Genomic DNA, 19685 nt, shown 5'->3' with positions numbered 1-19685 from the left:
CCCTAGTTTAAAAGTGCACCCGGTGGTGGTGCCGACTTTCCGTCGTCATTAAGTGAAAATGTATCACGCCCACCGACTGGCTGACCATTAATCGTCAATCCGTTTTCATCTACGGAAACGGAAAGCGCCTCACCATCGACAACCTCACCCGCTAGTAGCAATTCAGCCAAAGGGTCCTGCAGTTTTTTCTGTATGACCCGTTTTAACGGCCGCGCGCCATAAACGGGATCATAGCCATGATCACCAAGCCACGCACGTGCATTATCATCCAGCTCAATCTTGATTTTCCGGTCTGCCAGAAGTTTTTGTAAGCGACTCATCTGGATATCGACAATTCGATCCATGTTTGCTCGATTCAGACGATGGAACAGAATGATCTCGTCGAGACGGTTCAAAAATTCTGGGCGGAATTTTGCACGAACAGCGTCCATTACCAATGGCCGCGCCTGATCCGCGCGTTCATTTTCGCCAAGCGCTGCTAGGTGCTCAGCGCCCAAATTGGACGTCATCAAGATCAATGTATTTTTAAAATCAACCGTGTGTCCTTGCCCATCAGTTAGTCGACCATCATCAAGAACCTGCAACAATACATTGAAAACATCCGGGTGCGCCTTTTCGATTTCGTCAAAAAGTACAACCTGATAAGGTCGTCGCCGAACCTGTTCGGTCAAGACGCCGCCCTCCTCATAACCAACATAGCCAGGAGGTGCACCAATCAATCTTGCTACGGAATGTTTCTCCATGAACTCAGACATGTCAATCCGCGCAATAGCAGTTTCATCATCAAACAAAAATTCAGCAAGAGCTTTCGTCAGCTCAGTTTTACCAACGCCAGTTGGCCCAAGGAACAAAAACGAGCCCATTGGCCGATTTGGATCACTCAGCCCTGCACGCGAACGGCGAACCGCAGCGGAAACGGCGGCGACTGCCTCACTCTGCCCCACGACGCGGCGACCGAGGTTACTTTCCATCTTAAGCAGTTTATCGCGCTCGCCCTCAAGCATCTTGTCCACCGGCACACCGGTCCAACGTGAAACGATGGAAGCGATATTTTCATCAGTGACGACCTCGTGCACCAATGTTTTTGCATTTTCGTTGGCACTTGCTTCGGCTTGTGCCAGTTGTTTTTCCAATGCCGGTATTTCGCCATATTTTAGTTCTGACGCCCGGCCTAAATCGCCACGTCGTTCTGCATCAGCTAGGTGTTGGCGTGCCTGATCAAGCGCTTCTTTAACCTTTGTCGAAGAAGCCAGACTGTCTTTTTCAGAGCGCCACCGTGCCGTAATTTCAGCAGATTTTTGCTCTAACTCGGAAAGCTCTTTGTCGAGCTTTTCAAGACGGTCTTTGGATGCTCGATCATCTTCTTTCTTAAGCGCTTCACGCTCAATTTTCATCTGAATGATCCGCCGATCAAGCTCATCAAGCTCTTCGGGTTTGCTATCAACCTCCATGCGTAGGCGTGATGCCGCTTCATCAACAAGATCAATCGCCTTATCGGGTAAGAATCTGTCGGTGATGTATCGGTTGGACAACGTCGCCGCTGCTACAATTGCGCTATCCGAAATACGAATTCCGTGGTGGAGTTCGTATTTCTCTTTAAGACCGCGCAAGATAGAAACCGTATCTTCGATCGTTGGTTCATCTACGAATACAGCCTGAAAACGACGCGCGAGCGCTGCATCTTTTTCAACATATTTCCGGTATTCTTCAAGTGTCGTCGCCCCAACACAATGCAATTCACCGCGAGCAAGGGCCGGTTTTAAAAGGTTCGACGCATCCATCGCGCCATCGCTTTTTCCCGCGCCCACCAATGTATGCATCTCGTCGATAAAGAGTACAATTTGGCCATCTGCGCTGGTTACTTCTTGAAGCACTGCTTTTAAGCGTTCTTCAAATTCACCACGATATTTCGCACCGGCGATCAGTGACCCCATATCGAGCGCCAAAAGGCTTTTGTCACGAAGACTTTCAGGCACGTCACCATTGATGATACGGAGCGCTAAGCCTTCTGCGATAGCTGTCTTACCGACACCAGGCTCACCAATCAAAACTGGGTTGTTCTTTGTACGGCGCGATAGAACCTGCATTGTTCGGCGAATTTCTTCGTCCCGCCCAATCACTGGGTCAAGCTTTCCGTCTCGCGCGGCTTCGGTTAGATCGCGTGCATAACGCTTGAGCGCATCATACGCCTGTTCTGCCGACGCTGTATCAGCCGTGCGTCCTTTTCGAATATCATTTATCGCAGCATTAAGTTTAGTCGCAGTAACGCCCGCCTGTTTTAGAATTTTAGAGGTTCCTGCGTCGGTCTCAACGGCGAGTGCAGTCAAAAGACGCTCAGCAGTGACGAATTTGTCGCCTGCTTTTTTGCCGATTTCTTCTGCGGTTGCAAAAACCTTAGCCGTGGGTGCTGCCATATAAATCTGGCCATTGCCGCCCTCAACTTTGGGAAGTTTGGCCAGCGCTTCATCAGTCAGTTGCAACGCTGTTTCAGGTTGCCCGCCCGCCGCACGGATCAGATTGGCGGCTAGCCCTTCCTGATCGTCAAGAAGCGCCTTTAAGACATGTTCCGGCGTGAATTGTTGGTGCCCATCACGCAGCGCTATTGTTTGAGCAGCCTGAATTAGGCCGCGCGCGCGATCCGTATAGTTTTCAAATTGCATATCGACCTCATCTGAGCGTCAGTTTCATCAACACCCCGCAAAACGGCGATGCTCGTTCTGATCTTAGATAGGTTCGATTTCAGGACTCACAAGGGACCTGCGTAATGCGATTTACCAAACATTTCGCCGCACCATCTTGCTCCAATTTCTAAATCAACCCTGCCAACGGCGATGATGGATCAGCATAGCGCTTTTTCGGCATTCGCCCCGCCAGATAGGCCTCACGACCGGCCATCACCGCATGTTTCATCGCACTCGCCATTAAGATCGGGTTACGCGCTCCAGCGATCGCCGTATTCATCAGCACACCGTCGCACCCCAGCTCCATCGCCATAGCCGCATCGGATGCAGTTCCGACACCCGCATCGACAATGACGGGCACAGACGATTGCTCAACAATCAAACGAATATTGACGGGGTTCATGATGCCCAGACCGGAACCGATAAGTGACCCCAATGGCATAATGGCGCAACACCCGACATCTTCAAGCTTACGCGCATAAACCGGATCATCGGAACAATAGACCATGACTTCAAAGCCCTCTTTGATAAGGAGCTTCGCGGCACGTAATGTCTCTTCCATATCGGGGTAGAGCGTCTTTTGGTCTGACAAGACCTCAAGCTTTACGAGATTCCATCCGCCCGCTTCGCGCGCAAGACGCAGTGTTCGGATCGCGTCTTCAGCAGTAAAACAACCAGCCGTATTGGGCAGATAAATATATTTTTCAGGGTCAAGAAAATCGACCAACATAGGTTTGTCTTTGTCGGTTAGGTTTACCCGCCGAACCGCGACAGTGACCATTTCCGCGCCAGCCGCTTCGGCAGCCTGCGCATTCTGCTCATAGGTTTCATATTTGCCCGTGCCGATGATCAAACGCGAATTTAGCTTGCGCCCTGCGACCTCAAGAGTGTCTGCCTTTTTGGAATCAACTGGCATTTCAACCACCACCTACAAATTGTACAATTTCAATCTTGTCCCCGCCAGACAGGGCCGTCTCGTTATATTTCGACTTGGGAACGATCTCGAGGTTGCGCTCAACCGCGATTTTTCGGGTCTCAAGCGCCAAAACACTCAAAAGTCCCGCTACGGTTAGCGGCCCATCGAGTGACTTTTTTTCTCCGTTAATAGTAATATCCATGAAAATTCAATCTCTTCCCTCTATTGCAGGGATCAGGCAAGCCACTTTATATCTAGGCTCTCTAACTAGGCGCCGTTCTATTAAGGCGCTAAGGCCCCCGCAAGAAGAACGGCAGAAATTTATGACTGCGAAGACTATATATGTGCTCAATGGGCCAAACTTGAACCTTTTAGGGCAACGTGAGCCGGAAATTTATGGCTCCGACACCCTCGCGGATATTGAAACTGCCTGCACAGCTTGTTCCCGTGGGTTGGGCCTGACAATTGAATTTCGCCAGTCAAATAGCGAAGGTGACCTAGTTGACTGGGTGCAAGAAGCTAATTCAAAAGGGGCTGGCCTAATCATTAACCCAGCGGCCTATACGCACACCTCAATTGCTTTACTTGATGCGCTCAAAGCGGCGAGCATTCCGAAAATCGAGCTGCATCTGTCGAATATTCATGCGAGAGAGGCCTTTCGGCAGCATTCTGTCACCGCAGCGGCGGCCGATGGGGTTATTATGGGCTTCGGTGCAACGGGGTATCGCTTGGCGATAGAAGCCCTTAAAAGCCTAATAGAAAACCGCGCTTCCTAGCGATTCGCATGGGAAGTGGATGTTTAGTGTAAGAAGAAGCGGGAAATGCATGTCGAATAATAAGGATAATAAGGATCACGGGCTGGAAGCGGCATGGATTCGCGAACTTGCCGGGATCCTCGAAGAAACTGGCCTCACGGAAATCGAGATCGAAAAAGACACTGTTCGGTTGCGCGTTTCACGTCAAGGTGGCGTCGCTCAGACATTTGCGGCTGCTCCCGCGCCTACTCCGGCCCCCGCTCCGGTGGCCGCTGCGCCAACAACGGCGGCAGCTCCTGCAATGGATCATCCGGGTGCCGTTAAATCGCCCATGGTCGGTACGGCTTATCTTTCACCTTCTCCGGGCGCGGCACCATTCGCGGCTGAGGGTTCGCAGGTTACCGAAGGCCAGACAGTTTTGATCGTTGAAGCCATGAAAACAATGAACCCCATTTCTGCGTCTCGCTCTGGTAGAGTGACTAAGGTTCTTGTGACAGATGGTCAGCCCGTGGAATTCGATGAACCGCTGATTATCATCGAGTAATACGAATTGCCGAGCGGTATGCTTGGCCCAGTAACGGATAAGAAATGTTCAAAAAGGTTCTGATCGCCAATCGCGGTGAAATCGCCCTTCGTATTCACCGGGCGTGCAAAGAACTCGGCATTGCGACAGTCGCGGTTCATTCGACCGCTGACGAAAATGCAATGCATGTTCGCCTCGCAGATGAAAGCGTCTGTATTGGCCCGCCCGCACCAAAAGATAGCTACCTGAATATCCCGGCAATTATTTCTGCCGCCGAGATTACGGGTGCCGATGCCATCCACCCCGGTTATGGCTTTCTTTCAGAAAATGCACGTTTTGCTGAAATCGTGGCCGCTCATAACATCACCTTTATTGGACCGGACGCCGAACATATCCGCGTCATGGGTGATAAAATCGCCGCAAAAAGCGCCGTCGGCAAAGCAGGAATCCCGCTCGTGCCGGGCTCCGATGGGGCTGTGAATAGTTTCGAAGAAGCGCGCGATGCTGCGGCAAAAATTGGCTATCCCGTTCTTGTAAAAGCCGCATCAGGTGGTGGTGGTCGAGGTATGAAGGTTGCCCAGACCGCAGCTGATCTAGAAGAAGCTTTATCAACCGCAAAATCAGAAGCAAAATCTTCCTTTGGTGATGACGCTGTTTACTTGGAGAAGTATCTCCAACAGCCTCGCCATATTGAAATCCAGGTCATCGCCGACAAGCATGGCAATGTCGTGCAACTCGGCGAACGCGATTGCTCGTTACAACGTCGTCACCAAAAAGTGCTTGAAGAAGCGCTGTCACCGGCCTTAACCCGAGAAGAGCGCGTTCGAATTGGCGACACTGTTCGGAAAGCAATAGAATCGCTCGGCTATTTGGGCGCTGGCACCGTGGAATTTCTCTATGAGAATGGCGAGTTCTATTTCATCGAAATGAACACCCGCCTACAAGTTGAACATCCCATTACTGAACAAGTCACCGGAACTGATCTCGTCCGTGAGCAAATCATGGTTGCCGCTGGTCATAAACTCAGCTTTAGCCAAGACGATATTAAGTTCACTGGCCACTCCATCGAGTGCCGCGTCAATGCGGAAAATCCGCGAACATTCCGGCCATCACCGGGTGAAATCAAACAATTCCATTCCGCCGGTGGCCCCGGCGTTCGGTTCGATAGCGCCGTTTATACTGGCTATCGCATTCCGCCCTATTACGATTCAATGATCGGCAAATTGATCGTTTATGGCGATGACCGTGCCCATTGTATTGCGCGGTTGCGTCGTGCACTTTCCGAGATGGTTTTTGCAGGAATTGAAACCACTGTTCCGCTATTTATCGATTTGATCGAAAATCCGGACTTCCAAAAAGGTGATTACCACATTCACTGGCTGGAAGAATGGCTTGAGAAAACGACTCCCTAAGGCGGGATTCTATAAAATAGACATTGGACCATAGCGTCGAGAAGGCGCATAATCGCCGCTATGGCCCGCGATTCAGCAAATGCAATTTCTATTGAGGAGCTGTTGAAAGCTTATACGCTTGGCTATTTCCCGATGGCCCGATCCCGCGACGACGAGCAAACCGTTTGGATCCTTCCCGACGAACGCGGTGTCATTCCGCTAGAACAAGCCCATTTACCCAAACGGCTTCAACGCTTCATGAAGCAAGACCCGTTCGAAATTCGGATTAACACTGCCTTCGATCAAGTTATTGCAGCATGCGCAGAATCTACGAAAGCCCGTCCGGATACATGGATCAACGATGCAATCATTGAGACCTATACTGAACTTCATTTTCGCGGATACGCCCATTCGGTCGAATGTTGGCAAGATAACGCGCTCGTTGGCGGCTTATACGGCGTCGAGCTAGGCGCGGCCTTTTGCGGCGAAAGCATGTTTTCGCGCGCGACCAACGCCAGCAAGGTTGCGATGGCGCACTTGATTGCGCGATTGATCGTGGGCGGGTTTAAATTCATTGATGCTCAATTCTATAACGAACATCTGGCGCAATTTGGCCTCGTGGGCATGGATGACGAAGAGTATCAGTTGGTTTTAAAAGACGCGCTTAGACGAAAAGCCGATTTTTTTGCCGCGCCCAGTCAATTTTCAACCAGCTTGGTTTTGCAGTCGATTACCCACACGTCATAGACGGGGTGTTCCAAAGCGTTAAGCGCTGGCGACGACGCGAACATCCAACCACGGAAAATATTGATGCCTTCCGCCTGGGGCCCTTCGCTAACGATCGGCAATGGTCCCACTGCTTCTTGTGGTTCTGTAGTTAAAGGTTGTTCGCCAACCGGCTTGCCTGGCAATACTTCAAGTTCTGTAGTTTCTATTTCGTCTTGAATGATTTCAGGCTCAAGAATTTTTAAATCGCTTTGACGGTTGTTGTATTCTCGATCAAAGATTTCAAGAAACGCTGTGGTTTCTGGAATTTCTTCGGGCGGGCGTTTATCACATGTACGAGGTTGCAGCTCTAGCGAACCAAACCGAGCGATCTCATTCATTTTAATTTCAATATCGATGTAACGGGCGGTAATCTTGTTCAACGCCCGCAACGTAACCGACAACGGCTCGCGTTCTTCAGCATCAATCACACCGGAAAAAGGGTCATCTTGGTTTCGAGAAAGCGCGTCGAGTTCGCTCTCCTCCTCCAGATTTTCACCCTCGCCTAACACGTCCAAAAGATCGCTTAGATCGTCTTCGGCTTCCTGCGCAAATGCCGGAACAACCATCAATCCCAAAATCGCGACCGCTGTGCGCTTAAGCATTAGAATTCTCCCAAAGGATCAACTTCCGGTTTTTCACGATCCTTGCCGCCAGAAGCCTGACTTGTGAATGCCTGTACCGCAAGCCCCAACAAATCGACCGACCCTTGAGTAATCGTTATTTTATCGCCTTCACGCAGCATTTCCTCAGCCGCGCCCGGTTCGATCGCAATATGAGCACCACCCAGTATGCCATCCGAGACAACCTTCGCGATTGAATCTTCGGGGATCATAATGCCGCCATTGATCGCCAATTCGACATTGGCTTCGTAGGTGCGCAGATCAAGTGCGTTGCTCGATACCGAACCGACCTTCACACCCGCGATCCGAACATCCGATCCGATTGTCACACCATCGACTTTGCCGAACACAGCATCGACACGATATTGATCGCGCCCCATTGCCTTACCACTTGCGCCATAGGCGTAAGCCATAAAAGCAGCGGCCACAGCAATAACGGCAACGCCAATTATCGTTTCAAAAAATCCAGCACGTGACATGGGAAAACTCCCTTTCGCTTCGGTTTTTTAATAGCCCAGTTTAGACGTTTTCCGGCGACCACGCTTCATAATCATCATTCACGTTTGCAGGACCGTCGGCCAATGCCAGACTACCCTTGGGGTGATAAGCCAGCGGAGTCCCGGTCATGTTGGGTAGATGGTCTTTTTCGAATGAACGCCGCGCCAATGGCGCAACGGTTGGGGCCTCTTCAAATGTGTGATGCAGCCAGCCGTGCCAGTCAGACGGCACGCGTGATGGCTCAGCAATGCCGTGAAAAACAACCCAGCGGCGGTGCCGCGTTCCTTCGCTCCCCGGCAGACTGGAACCAGCTTCCTCATAATAGCGATTTCCCTGCTCATCCGTGCCGACGAGCCGCGCACCTTTGCGCCATAGGGTGAAGGAAGTACCGAAGGTGGTTGTGTTCCACCATGTGAAAAGCTGTGAAAACATGCGGATATCCCGAATTCTTTTGCGACCTTTATAGCCGCCTCTCGCGGCGCGAATATGGCGCCCGTTGCCTAGTCGGGCAATAGACCACCGCGCCACAGGTGCAACTAAGCTGAATTAACTCATTTCCCCTTGAAATCAGGCGAAAACGGGTGGAGCCAACGGGGGTGAATGACTATATTTAGGGTCCCCGAGGCCAAATGGCCCAGATAAGGTGAAAAAATGCGGATCGACCGGCGATATTCCGACAAGACCAGCGCGCCCTATGGCACGATTGTCTTTCGGCGGGCGGATTCCGAGATTCGCTCAATTTCTGGCGAAATCATCTTTGAAATGCGTGATCTGGAGGTTCCCAAGGACTGGAGCCAGACTGCTGTCGACATTTTGGCCCAAAAATATCTCCGAAAAGCTGGCGTTCCCGCAAAAACGAAAAAAGTTCGGGAAAAAGGCATCCCCGACTTCCTTCAGCGCTCAATGCCCGACATTGCCGCACTCGCGAAACTTCCCGCTGAAGAACGCTACAGTTCGGAAACCTCAGCCAAACAAGTCTTCGAACGGATGGCCGGTGCGTGGACCTATTGGGGCTGGAAGGGCGGCTATTTCGATAACGAGGACGGTGCGCGTGCCTATCTCGATGAGATGCGGGCGATGCTCGCCATGCAGGTGGCAGCACCGAACAGTCCGCAATGGTTCAACACCGGTTTGCATTGGGCCTACGGGATAGATGCCGCCGGCCAGGGTCATTACTATGTGGATCATAGCTCAGGTCTTTTGACCGAATCTGAAAGCGCCTATGAGCGGCCCCAGCCGCACGCATGCTTCATTCAATCCGTAGATGACACGTTGACCGGTGATGGCGGCGTCATGGATTTGTGGAAGCGCGAAGCACTTTTGTTCAAATATGGCTCGGGGTCAGGCACAAATTTTTCAAACATTCGCGGTGCTGACGAACCGCTTTCGAGCGGGGGGAAAAGCTCTGGCCTTTTGAGTTTTCTCAAGGTCGGTGATGCCGCTGCCGGTGCCGTTAAATCTGGCGGCACAACGCGCCGAGCGGCCAAGATGGTCGTTGTCGATGTCGATCACCCGGATGTTGAAGATTTCGTTTCTTGGAAAATTCGCGAAGAAGAAAAAGTTGCGGCGCTCGTTTCCGGATCAAAAACGCTCGCAAAACACTTACCCAAAATACTCGATGCTTGTTGGATTAGCGATGATGACGAAACTCGGTTTGATGCAAAAAAGAACACCACGCTGAAAACCGCCGTCAAGGATGCAAAAAAAGCTTTTGTGCCGGACGCTTCAATTCGGCGGGTCATTGATTTCGCTCGACAAGGGTTTCGCGAAATTGAACTCGATACCTATGATCTTGATTGGGATTCAGAAAGCTATCGAACAGTTTCTGGTCAAAATGCGAATAACTCCATTCGCGTAACCGATCATTTCCTGAATGCAGTCAATGAAGATACGCCATGGCAACTTACGCGCCGAACCGACGGAACAACGGTCAAAACCGTTCAGGCGCGCGATTTATGGGGCTCTATTTGCACAGCCGCATGGACATGCGCTGATCCCGGCGTTCAATTTCACGACACAATTAATGCGTGGCACACCTGCCCCGCTGGCGGTGACATACGTGCATCGAATCCGTGTTCGGAATATATGTTCCTCGATGATACCGCATGTAACCTTGCGTCGATCAATCTTCTAAAATTCGGCACTGAAACCGGGTTTGATGCCGAACGGTTTGAACATGCCTGCCGGTTATGGACTTTGACGCTCGAAATTTCTGTGATGATGGCGCAATACCCATCGCAGGAAATCGCTCGTCGCTCATTTGACTACCGTACACTTGGTCTTGGCTTTGCCAATCTTGGTGGCTTGCTTATGTCATCGGGGCTTGCCTATGACAGTGAAAATGCGCGCGCCGTCGCCGCCGGTATTTCAGCACTGATGACCGGTTCGGCCTATCGCGCATCAGCCGAAATGGCATCTGCTGTCGGGCCTTTTGCAAAGTACCAACAAAATCGTGACGCGATGATGCGCGTTTTACGCAATCATCGCCGCGCCTGTGTTGGCACCGCGATTGGCGGTGAATTTGAAGCGCTTGATGTTGAACCTGTTCTATTCGATGCGAATGCCTGTCCTTGGGATGAGTTAACCCAAGCCTCGCGCCGTGTCTGGAACGAAGCTTATGAGCTTGGTGCCATCAACGGGTTCCGCAATGCCCAAGTTAGCGTGGTTGCACCGACCGGCACCATCGGGCTGATCATGGATTGCGACACGACCGGCATTGAGCCTGATTTTGCGCTGGTTAAATTCAAAAAGCTTGCCGGCGGCGGGATGTTGAAGATCGTCAACCGATCCGTACCCGCAGCGCTAAAGTCACTTGGCTATAGCGACGGCCAAATCTCGGACATTGGGTTTTATGCCGCCGGACGCGGCACCTTAGAAGATGCACCCGGGTTTAGCCTTGACGACCTGCGCCGCGAAGGGTTTGAAGATCGCCATATCAAAGCCCTCGAAGACCGTTTAAAAACAACATTCGACCTGACCTACGCATTCACGCCCCAAGCCCTCGGCGAAGATTTCTGTGTTCATGTCTTGGGCCTTCACACATCACAACTTGGCGCGACAGGCTATGAAGTTCTGCGGTTTTTAGGGTTCTCCGACGAGGAAATTCACCAAGCTAATATTTATTGCTGTGGCGCTATGACGGTCGAAAGCGCGCCGCACCTAAAGTTAGAACATTACCCTGTGTTTGACTGTGCGACCCCGTGTGGCCGCATCGGCACGCGTTCGCTTTCGGTTGAAGCGCACCTGAAAATGATGGCTGCCGCTCAACCATTTATCTCCGGGGCGATATCGAAAACCGTCAACCTGCCCCATCACGCAAGCATCGGCGATTGCGCACAAAGCTATATGCTCGCATGGCAGATGGGCCTTAAATCTATCGCGCTTTACCGCGATGGATCAAAACTATCCCAGCCATTGTCCTCAGCGCTACTCGCAAGTGATAGCGAGGACGAAGAAGATGACATCGCATTTGAAGAAGAACTGATGTCAGCGCCTTCAGCCCAGAAATCTAAGGTTGTTGCGGAGCGCATCGTCGAACGCATCATCGAACGTACACCTGGCCGGCGGCGCCTCCCCGACCGGCGCAAGGGATATATCCAAAAAGCAATCGTTGGCGGTCATAAAGTCTACCTTCATACAGGCGAATTCGACGACGGTGAACTGGGCGAATTGTTCATTGACATGCACAAAGAAGGTGCAGCCTTCCGCTCACTGATGAATAACTTTGCCATCGCTGTTTCATTGGGCCTTCAATATGGTGTCCCGCTCGAAGAGTTTGTGGACGCTTATGTATTCACGCGCTTTGACCCCTCTGGTCCAGTTCAAGGCAATGACCAGATAAAAAATGCCACTTCGATATTGGATTATATCTTCCGCGAACTTGCGATCTCCTATCTCGGGCGAACCGACCTTGCACATGTGAACCCCGAAGAATCCGCGGTCGATGCGATCGGGCGCGGCGTCAACCAAGAGAAAACCCAAGCGGATGCCACTAAACTTATCTCCAAAGGTTTTTCTCGCTCGACGGTGACTGATAATCTCGTGATCCTACGCGGTGGCGATTTTGACCGGTTACGCAGTTCCGCCAACGAGAGCGGCAACCGTCAACCAAGTAACGAAAACAACCAAAACGACGCTACCGATATCGATACAGACGCGGAAGAACCCGTCCGCGCCGAGAGCGCTCCGGAAATTGAAGCGCAAGTTGCCAAGCTAGCCGACGCGGTCAATCAAAAAGCGCCGCGGGGCGTTCTTGCCACCCCACGAAGCAACACCCAGCAGGAAGCACGACAGGACGCCCGCATCAAAGGTTACGAAGGCGACGCCTGCCCTGATTGCGGCCAGTTCACGATGGTCCGGAACGGTGCGTGTTTGAAATGCGAAAGCTGTGGCACATCAACGGGTTGTTCTTAAATCATAACTTCTTTGTCCTATTCTGGCACAATAAATTGAAATATCATCCTTAAGCGATCTTTGACGTCCTGCGCGCTAAACTCTGGTCCCGATAATGGTCTGGAGACGACGACGAATGAAACTGGTTGCGCTCATTATCCTGTTGATGATTGCCGTGATGTCGCTAGTAACAACGATCACGCCTGGTTCGAAAGCTTATAAAAAGCCGAACCCGGTGATGGATATCGGCAAGGAAATCGCCAAACCGCTGACCCATGCTGAGAATATCGGCCCGGAAATCAGTTCAGTGCTGGAACGCAACGGCATAAAATTGCCGTCACTGTCAGGTAATAAGAACAACCGCAAAAATGTCGGTCACAGTATGCAAGACCTGACCGGCGCAGTATTTTCAAATTTAGACCTTCCAAAAAACAACTTCGCGGGCGCATCACTAACCGAAGCGCAATTCAACGGCGCGCTTCTCGATGATACCAGCCTCGAAGGTGCCAGTGGCGAGACGACCAATTTCAACGGTGCGCGCATGGCAAAAGCCAACCTAACGGCAGCAATGTTTATTGGCGCTGATTTTTCCGGTGCAGAACTGCGCGAAGCCAAAGCCCGCGCGGGGGATTTCACCGATTCATTATTTGTCGGGACTGACCTCTCCTTCTCTAGTTTTTCTGGCGCAAAGCTAAACGGCGCAGACTTTCGTGCAGCCTATAGTGCGGGCGCAGCCTTTGTTGGTACCGAGGCTAAAAACGCCGATTTTAATGGTGCGAACCTGACCGGCGTGCGGTTCATTAATGCAAAGCTCCACAAAAGCAGTTTCGCAGGCGCAGATATGAAAGCGGCTGATTTATCGGGCGCGCAGTTTTATGGTGCTGATATTTCTGGTGCCGTTAATCTGACATCGGAACAGTTGCAAAAATCTTGCATTGATGGCGAGACGAAACTTCCCGATGGCTTAACCGCGCCGCGCTGTTAAGCGCTAGCGAAAATCGCCTTTATCGCGCTCACTACGGTCCGAACGCATTGCTGTCGGATCGAGCGCATCAAGAACGGCCATTGCCATCGCACTAAGACCCGACGGCACTTGGCGTTGGGGCGCGGGCGTGGTGAAAGCATCAAAAATCTGTCCAGCATAACGCTTGACCGGCGTTTCAGGCGCTTTTGGGGTTATCCCTTCGGGTGCAATCGGTGTTTCGCCGCCCATCGAGCGGGCGATAGAAGCCGCAACTTCACCCACGGTCTTTGGGCGGTTGCCATCATAGAACACGTTACGATTAGCGCTCGCCGCCTGTGGCAAAAGATCTGCTGCTTTCGCATTTGATGCGGCAGACAAAAGTTTGACCGCCCCTGAAGGTCCTAGAAAATGCGCCGTATAAAGATCGGCACTGGAAACTGCGCGGCCTAACCGCGTTTCCAACATAGATTTGTTTTCATTGGCCAACTCGCCCGCCATAGCCGACGCGGCATCGGCGTCGAAACGCATGTTCAAAATCTTTTCACGCGCGGCAGGATCTGTCACTTCGTATCGACCATTGGCATTTTTCGTGATTGCATTCGCCGATGATGCCATGCCGTGTTCGCCACCATATTTTTTAACGGTGGACAGCCAAGTTTGTTCAATGAATTGAAAAAGGCCCGAAGCGCTTGATGTTTTGGCTTTTGCATTCGGGTCAAACCCGCTTTCACGGGCTGCCATTTTCATCAAGAAATCAAAGCCCGTACCGGTAGACGCACTGGCGCGCTTAACGGCGCCCGTTACAAGCGCAGCCCCGGAGGTCGCATTGGCAGCGATTTCAGTCGTCATGAAAAGCCTCTTTTGCCGATAATTTGGCGCTAAATTGTCAATAAAGCGCTAACCATATTTTTAACGGGTTGTTAGGTGGTCACTAAGCGGTCCGGCGAAAAAGCGCGCAGCGCCGCAGCAATTTCTGGTGTTTGCGTATTACCCAGGATGAGTGCGGCCATTGCCTCGGTTGCGGCAGGTGTATGGAGGATGCCATTGCGGTAATGACCAAGTGCGAGGAAACAGCCATCCGCGTTTCGCCCTAATATCGGCGCACCATCCGCCGTACCGGGGCGAAGCCCCGACCAACGCTCCAACTCTTTTGCGTTTTCACTTTCTGGCACAATTAGTGCCGCGTTGGTCCGTAAGTGCGCAATCGCCGAAGCATCAATTTCTAGATCATCACGCCCACGCATTTCACTCGCGCCAATGACCATTCGCCCACCCGCTTTGGGGCAAAGATATGCATCGCGATGCCGGATGACCCGCCGCACGATGCCCTCACTCAATCCAATCGCTGTTGCTTCACCTTTTACCGGAAAGACAATTTCCTTCGCGACTAAGCCGCTAACTGCGCCGCCCGCGTAGACCACAGTTCGCGCATTAAACGCCTCGCCGTCCGAGGCTTTGATGTGATAGCAATGCCCGTCTTTTTTTACGGTCGTGATACGCGCCGTGATTTGTTTCGCACATAATGATTTTGTGAGCGCCGCCATCAATCGCCGCGGATCAACTTGCGCATCTTTTGGCGCGAGCATCGCACCAATAATTGTTGACGCGAGTGCAGGCTCTAACGCGCGGGCTTCATCTCCGGTGATCATCGCGACATCACCACCAAGCGATGCAACACGATCTGTTTGTTCGCGCCACGCTTCTAGCTCGTCGGTGGAATTCGCAACACCCAATGTTCCGTCGGTGCGGTAGTCAATCGACGCGCCGGTTTCATCTTCGAGTGTCGCCGCAAAATCTGACCAGCGCGACAAAGAATATGCACCGAACCGATAAAGTGCTTCGGCCACTTCAGCGTTACCATCAGCAAGTTCAAATGACGGTGACAACATCCCCGCCGCCGCAAAACTAGCGGGCGGAATTTCGCGTCCCGCATCAAAGATCGCGATTGACGCGTCACTCTTTTGGAGCGCACGCGCAAGCGCCAGGCCGATGACGCCGCCGCCGATAATCGCAATGTCAAAATTCTTTGTTGTCATTACTTTGAACTTATGTCCTTCGCACGCCGCTTTGTCACCTCACTGCCACGTCATCGTTTTTTGGCTTTGCAGGATATGCGATCAGATGTGTCTTTTCGCGCGAGCTAGCGGATGAACCGAAAAAGTAATTCACCACAGCTGCGGTCATGGTCGCCAGCGCACCGAGCATGATTGAAAACTCTGTCTCCGTGCCCGGCGGCAGTTTTCGCGCGACCATAAAACCAAGCACCACAAAAAAACCGATAATCACAAACGCGCCCAAAATTGATGGCGTCCAATCGTTCATCGTAACTTGTCGCGCACGCGCATCGGCGCGATCTCCTGCGTCTATACGTTGCGCTTCGACGCTTGCTGCGGATAATGCAATTTGAAATTCCTGCTCAGCTTTTTTTATAGCCAAGAGCGTTTCAGGGTTCGCTTCTTCCAGTGCTTTCGAAAGCGTTTCTTCGTCAACATTTTCATCACCAAAAATCAATCGCGATAATTGCGCAACAGCCGCTCCAGCCAATGGCCCGCCTAATGCTGTTGCAAGGCTCGGTGCTACCCCGGCAATGGCGCGCTTGATACGGCTTTTGTTTTTTCCGTCTGACATAACAGCCTCAACTTAGTTTTACGCCGAGGATGTTACGGGCAGAAAAAAGATCGTGAATATCTATCCACCAAATATTTTTCCGTGTTAGGATGGTACGACCTAATCTGTGTCGCCGACACCGCTGGGCAGCATGACGGTTTCCGGTATCAAGAATGATTTTGAATTGCGTTTTCTTAATGTTCAAAATTATGCGGAAAAGATGCGGAAAAAATTAGGCCGCATGCGGCCTTTCTTATCCAAAATTCAATTTGCAATTGCAGTCGGATCAATCCACTATCGCTATTAGTGATTCGGTGAAGTTGTGTAGCGCCGAACGACAATGGCGGTCAAAACGTTCCCTATGACTTTAATGTTGGCTACGGCCCTATTTGCCGTGACATTCTGGATTCTGAACCGGCCCAAAATTGGCATCACCAAATTGGTGAATAATGTGGCGCGCGCGCCTGCGCTCATGCTGCTGACCGGTGCGGCAATCTCCCTTGCCTATCGCGCATCGGGCGCACCCTTCATGCCGTCCGAATGGGTTGCCGCTGGCGCTGACGTATTATTGGCAATGCTCGCTTTTGCTGCTGCTGCCCAATTCCGCATCACCAAACTCGCCAGCGTCTGCCCGGCATCGTTCCGTTTAACCATTGGCGGCGCGCCACTGTTTTTGATCGTTTGCGGGCTGGCTGCGTTCATATTAGTTCCTCAGCTTTCGCTCAGCGCTGCCTTCTTGTTGGCTGGCGCGCTAACTCTGAACGGTGCCGCGTTTGATCGGCGCGCAGTGACGGGCGCACCTGCCCCCGCCACCTTAAAAGCTGCTGTCCGGCTTGAAAGTGCTGCCATACTCGCATTGGGCATTCCCATCGCAGTTCTGCTCGAATCCGTTGCCACCGCTGCGCCTCAGGGGATGCCACTAGTGACCCCTGTATTTGAGGCATCACGCAGCCTTCTTTTTGGATTTGCGCTCGGTGGCTCTTTAGGTCTTGCCGCAGCACATTACGGCAACAAATTGAAATATAAGTCGAAAGCGGGCGCTCTTGCGATACTTGCGGGGGTACTGGCCTTTGTTATTTCACCACTCATTGGCGCTCATCCCGTTATCGCGGCTGCGGCGGCTGGCCTTCTTTGGGGCGAGCAATCACTGGCGTTGGTCACGACGCGGGTTCGCCTTCGCCGGATCGCCGAGCGGAACGTCGCGCCAATCGCCTATTTCGGATTTGGTCTATTGCTGGCGACCCGCATCTTTAATGCCGATCTTTTAACCGTATTGTTTGCCGCTGCGGCGGTAACCATCATGCGCGCGGGTCCGCGATTGGCTTCGCTCAAGAAAACCACCCTCCCGCGCGAAAGCCAAATGTTCCTCGCTTGGTTCGGTGGTGCGCCAGGTGCCGCCTCTGCACTTTTCTTGATCTCTTTGCTCGATGCACCCTCGATCATGGCGCAGGATGCGATCTTGACCACGGGCGCGCTTGCTGTCGCGTTTGGTGTATTCGCCGCGCGCGTGACCTCCCGGCCCCTCGTGACGCTGCTGCTTAAACAAACGGCGCTCGCTAAAAAACGTGCGATGTTTGTCTGATCACCACTCAAATGTCTCAAGATGCGCCCGAAGATGAAAGATCGTCGGGAATTTCTTGAGAATTAAATCTGATCGGTTCCCCAGACAGATGTCTTTGATGAATTGCGGCTGGCCTTTGTAGTAGGTGCGGCCACCCACCAGATCATAGAGAAGCCGGGTGATTGCCAGAATATCTGAGCGCCGTTCCACCGCTGGTGTGCGCCCCCATTCGTGAAAATCAATGGTGCGGAGCTGAAAGAATACGCCGCGCCGCTCCACAAAGATGTTTCCCTTATGAAGGTCGCCGTGAAATTCTTTGCGTGCGTGAATTTCCTCAATGCCGCCGGCCAGCGCATGAATGACGTTTAGCGCCTCAAAGGCGGGCATGCGTCCGCCACGATATTGCCCTTGTAAATTTTCCAATAGCGCGCCACCGAAATATTCAGAGATCAGGCAAAAGATAAAACGATCATTGATCCAGACCTCATCGGCGTGGAGATATTTGATGACGATATCACAATCGCGCAGCGCATCGAGCTTGCGGGCATAGCGTACAAACCGCTTGGCGTTCTGTTCTTTGCTTTTGAAATAAAGCTTGGCCGCGCGGGTCAGCCCCGTTGCCTTCTCGCGGATTTTATAGACCTCACCCTCGGTCCCCGCGCCGAGACATTCGATGACCTCGTAACGCCAAGTCAGGCGATCACCTTTGGACAGGCCGAAAGATTGTTGCGCTTTTGTCATTGTCAAAATAATGGGTACAGAAGGTGCGGATGCAAGCAGCATCCGTGGCTCTTCAAAAGCCTCGCTGCCTATATCACATCGTCTGAGTAGTCAGAACCGAAAGTTTTGCTCAACCCGTCTTATCAAAAAGCTCGCGGCCAATCAGCATACGGCGGACCTCTGACGTTCCGGCACCAATTTCATATAGCTTTGCGTCGCGCAAAAGTCGGCCCGTTGGATATTCGTTGATATAACCATTACCGCCCAAAAGTTGAATCGCGTCTAACGCCACTTGCGTTGCTTTTTCAGCCGCAAAAAGAATACAGCCGGCTGCATCCTGACGTGTGGTCTCGCCGCGATCACAGGCTTTTGCGACCTGATAGACATAGGACTTGGCGGCATTGGTCGTCACATACATATCCGCAAGTTTTCCCTGCACGAGCTGGAACGAGCCAATAGCTTTGCCGAATTGCTGGCGGTCGTGAACATAGGGCAGCACCACATCAAGACAGGCCTGCATGATCCCGATCGAACCACCGGCAAGCACCGTGCGCTCATAGTCGAGGCCAGACATCAACACGCGAACGCCGTCATTGACGTTTCCCAGAACATTTTCCTCTGGCACTTCGCAATCCTCGAACACCAACTCGCAAGTGTCGGAACCACGCATCCCCAGCTTGTCGAGCTTTTGCGCGGTCGAGAATCCCTTAAATCCTTTTTCGATTAGGAACGCTGTGATACCGCGCGGCCCCGCTTCAGGGTCGGTCTTGGCATAAACCACCAGCGTATCGGCACCGGGGCCATTGGTGATCCACATCTTGTTGCCGTTCAAAATATAACGGTCGCCTTTTTTCTCGGCTCGGGTCTTCATCGACACCACGTCGGAACCGGCTCCCGGCTCTGACATCGCCAGCGCACCGAGATGCTCGCCAGAGACAAGCTTGGGCAAATATTTTGCTTTTTGCTCTTTGTTGCCGTTGAGGTTGATCTGATTGACGCAAAGGTTCGAATGCGCGCCATAAGACAGCCCTACCGAACCCGATGCGCGTGAGATCTCCTCCATCGCGACCACATGCGCCACATAACCAAGCCCCGATCCGCCAAATTCTTCGTCGGCGGTAATGCCCAAAAGGCCAAGCTCACCCAGCTCAGGCCAGAGGTCACGCGGGAACAGGTTTTTCTCGTCAATTTCAGCTGCGCGCGGGGCCAGCTTATCCGTCGCCCAGCGGGAAACCATATCGCGCATTTCCTCGATCATGGGGTCGAGATCAAACTTCATGAAGGCGTGA

The 19685-nt window shown here is 52.2% G+C and carries 18 protein-coding genes; 7 read left to right on the top strand and 11 right to left on the bottom strand.

The annotated features are described in order from the left end of the window. Window positions 1–2: 2 nt before the first annotated feature. From clpB to thiS, 3 genes are all read right to left on the bottom strand, one after another. Window positions 3–2660 carry an ATP-dependent chaperone ClpB gene (gene clpB, locus ABFZ84_RS08540; RefSeq protein WP_369313573.1) on the bottom strand — a complete coding sequence of 886 codons (2658 nt, stop codon included), beginning with the start codon at window positions 2658–2660 and terminating at the stop codon, window positions 3–5. 148 nt (window positions 2661–2808) lie between these two features. After that, window positions 2809–3597, bottom strand: a complete 789-nt coding sequence (locus ABFZ84_RS08535) for a thiazole synthase (protein ID WP_369313572.1) — start codon at window positions 3595–3597, stop codon at window positions 2809–2811. Between the two features lies 1 nt (window position 3598). After that, the gene (gene thiS / locus ABFZ84_RS08530) at window positions 3599–3799 is read right to left on the bottom strand and encodes a sulfur carrier protein ThiS (protein ID WP_369313570.1); all 201 of its coding nucleotides are present in this window, start codon (window positions 3797–3799) and stop codon (window positions 3599–3601) included. A 121-nt stretch (window positions 3800–3920) separates the two neighbouring features. Here thiS and aroQ point away from each other — a divergent pair, with 121 nt between their 5' ends. The 4 genes from aroQ to aat are packed head-to-tail and all read left to right on the top strand — an operon-like array spanning window position 3921 to window position 7013. After that, window positions 3921–4373 (top strand): type II 3-dehydroquinate dehydratase, encoded by a 453-nt coding sequence (gene aroQ / locus ABFZ84_RS08525; protein WP_369313568.1) that lies wholly within the window; start codon window positions 3921–3923, stop codon window positions 4371–4373. Between the two features lie 49 nt (window positions 4374–4422). Further along, window positions 4423–4896, top strand: coding sequence for an acetyl-CoA carboxylase biotin carboxyl carrier protein (gene accB, locus ABFZ84_RS08520; RefSeq protein WP_369313567.1), 474 nt, complete (start codon window positions 4423–4425; stop codon window positions 4894–4896). A 44-nt stretch (window positions 4897–4940) separates the two neighbouring features. Then, the gene (gene accC / locus ABFZ84_RS08515; protein ID WP_369313566.1) at window positions 4941–6287 is read left to right on the top strand and encodes an acetyl-CoA carboxylase biotin carboxylase subunit; all 1347 of its coding nucleotides are present in this window, start codon (window positions 4941–4943) and stop codon (window positions 6285–6287) included. 60 nt (window positions 6288–6347) lie between these two features. Beyond that, the gene (gene aat, locus ABFZ84_RS08510) at window positions 6348–7013 is read left to right on the top strand and encodes a leucyl/phenylalanyl-tRNA--protein transferase (RefSeq protein ID WP_369313565.1); all 666 of its coding nucleotides are present in this window, start codon (window positions 6348–6350) and stop codon (window positions 7011–7013) included. Here the strand turns inward: aat and ABFZ84_RS08505 are convergent. From ABFZ84_RS08505 to ABFZ84_RS08495, 3 genes are read right to left on the bottom strand one after another with little or no spacing between them, the layout of a single operon-like run. Beyond that, window positions 6965–7636 carry a DUF2155 domain-containing protein gene (locus ABFZ84_RS08505; RefSeq protein ID WP_369313564.1) on the bottom strand — a complete coding sequence of 224 codons (672 nt, stop codon included), beginning with the start codon at window positions 7634–7636 and terminating at the stop codon, window positions 6965–6967. The genes aat and ABFZ84_RS08505 overlap by 49 nt on opposite strands. Beyond that, window positions 7636–8133, bottom strand: a complete 498-nt coding sequence (locus ABFZ84_RS08500) for an MlaD family protein (RefSeq protein WP_369313563.1) — start codon at window positions 8131–8133, stop codon at window positions 7636–7638. The genes ABFZ84_RS08505 and ABFZ84_RS08500 overlap by 1 nt, the downstream gene beginning before the upstream one ends. Before the next feature lie 40 nt (window positions 8134–8173). Next, window positions 8174–8584: an NADH:ubiquinone oxidoreductase subunit NDUFA12 gene (locus tag ABFZ84_RS08495; protein WP_369313562.1), complete on the bottom strand. Its 411-nt coding sequence runs from the start codon at window positions 8582–8584 to the stop codon at window positions 8174–8176. Between the two features lie 219 nt (window positions 8585–8803). Between ABFZ84_RS08495 and ABFZ84_RS08490 the strand changes: the two genes are divergently transcribed. Together ABFZ84_RS08490 and ABFZ84_RS08485 are read left to right on the top strand one after the other, a co-directional pair. Next, window positions 8804–12565, top strand: a complete 3762-nt coding sequence (locus tag ABFZ84_RS08490) for a vitamin B12-dependent ribonucleotide reductase (protein WP_369313561.1) — start codon at window positions 8804–8806, stop codon at window positions 12563–12565. Window positions 12566–12680: 115 nt separating this feature from the next. Continuing rightward, window positions 12681–13529 (top strand): pentapeptide repeat-containing protein, encoded by an 849-nt coding sequence (locus tag ABFZ84_RS08485; protein WP_369313560.1) that lies wholly within the window; start codon window positions 12681–12683, stop codon window positions 13527–13529. Between the two features lie 3 nt (window positions 13530–13532). Here ABFZ84_RS08485 and ABFZ84_RS08480 read toward each other — a convergent pair whose 3' ends face one another. The 3 genes from ABFZ84_RS08480 to ABFZ84_RS08470 form a co-directional block, all read right to left on the bottom strand. Beyond that, window positions 13533–14357, bottom strand: coding sequence for a lytic transglycosylase domain-containing protein (locus ABFZ84_RS08480; RefSeq protein WP_369313559.1), 825 nt, complete (start codon window positions 14355–14357; stop codon window positions 13533–13535). A 71-nt stretch (window positions 14358–14428) separates the two neighbouring features. Beyond that, window positions 14429–15544, bottom strand: a complete 1116-nt coding sequence (gene thiO, locus ABFZ84_RS08475; protein WP_369313558.1) for a glycine oxidase ThiO — start codon at window positions 15542–15544, stop codon at window positions 14429–14431. A 34-nt stretch (window positions 15545–15578) separates the two neighbouring features. Then, window positions 15579–16136 carry a hypothetical protein gene (locus ABFZ84_RS08470; RefSeq protein ID WP_369313557.1) on the bottom strand — a complete coding sequence of 186 codons (558 nt, stop codon included), beginning with the start codon at window positions 16134–16136 and terminating at the stop codon, window positions 15579–15581. A gap of 340 nt (window positions 16137–16476) precedes the next feature. Between ABFZ84_RS08470 and ABFZ84_RS08465 the strand changes: the two genes are divergently transcribed. Beyond that, window positions 16477–17697, top strand: coding sequence for a cation:proton antiporter domain-containing protein (locus tag ABFZ84_RS08465; RefSeq protein ID WP_369313556.1), 1221 nt, complete (start codon window positions 16477–16479; stop codon window positions 17695–17697). Here ABFZ84_RS08465 and ABFZ84_RS08460 read toward each other — a convergent pair whose 3' ends face one another. Further along, on the bottom strand, window positions 17698–18459 hold the full coding sequence (locus ABFZ84_RS08460; protein ID WP_369313555.1) for a protein kinase domain-containing protein: 762 nt from the start codon (window positions 18457–18459) through the stop codon (window positions 17698–17700). 67 nt (window positions 18460–18526) lie between these two features. Further along, complete coding sequence (locus ABFZ84_RS08455) at window positions 18527–19654, bottom strand: isovaleryl-CoA dehydrogenase (protein WP_407067107.1); 1128 nt, start codon at window positions 19652–19654, stop codon at window positions 18527–18529. Window positions 19655–19685 lie beyond the last annotated feature (31 nt).

Source organism: Hyphococcus lacteus, assembly GCF_041058985.1.
In the GTDB taxonomy this organism is placed as follows: Bacteria; Pseudomonadota; Alphaproteobacteria; order Caulobacterales; family Parvularculaceae; genus Hyphococcus; species Hyphococcus lacteus.
Note: the sequence above shows the minus strand (reverse complement) of the source record. Positions and strands in the feature narration are given on the sequence as shown.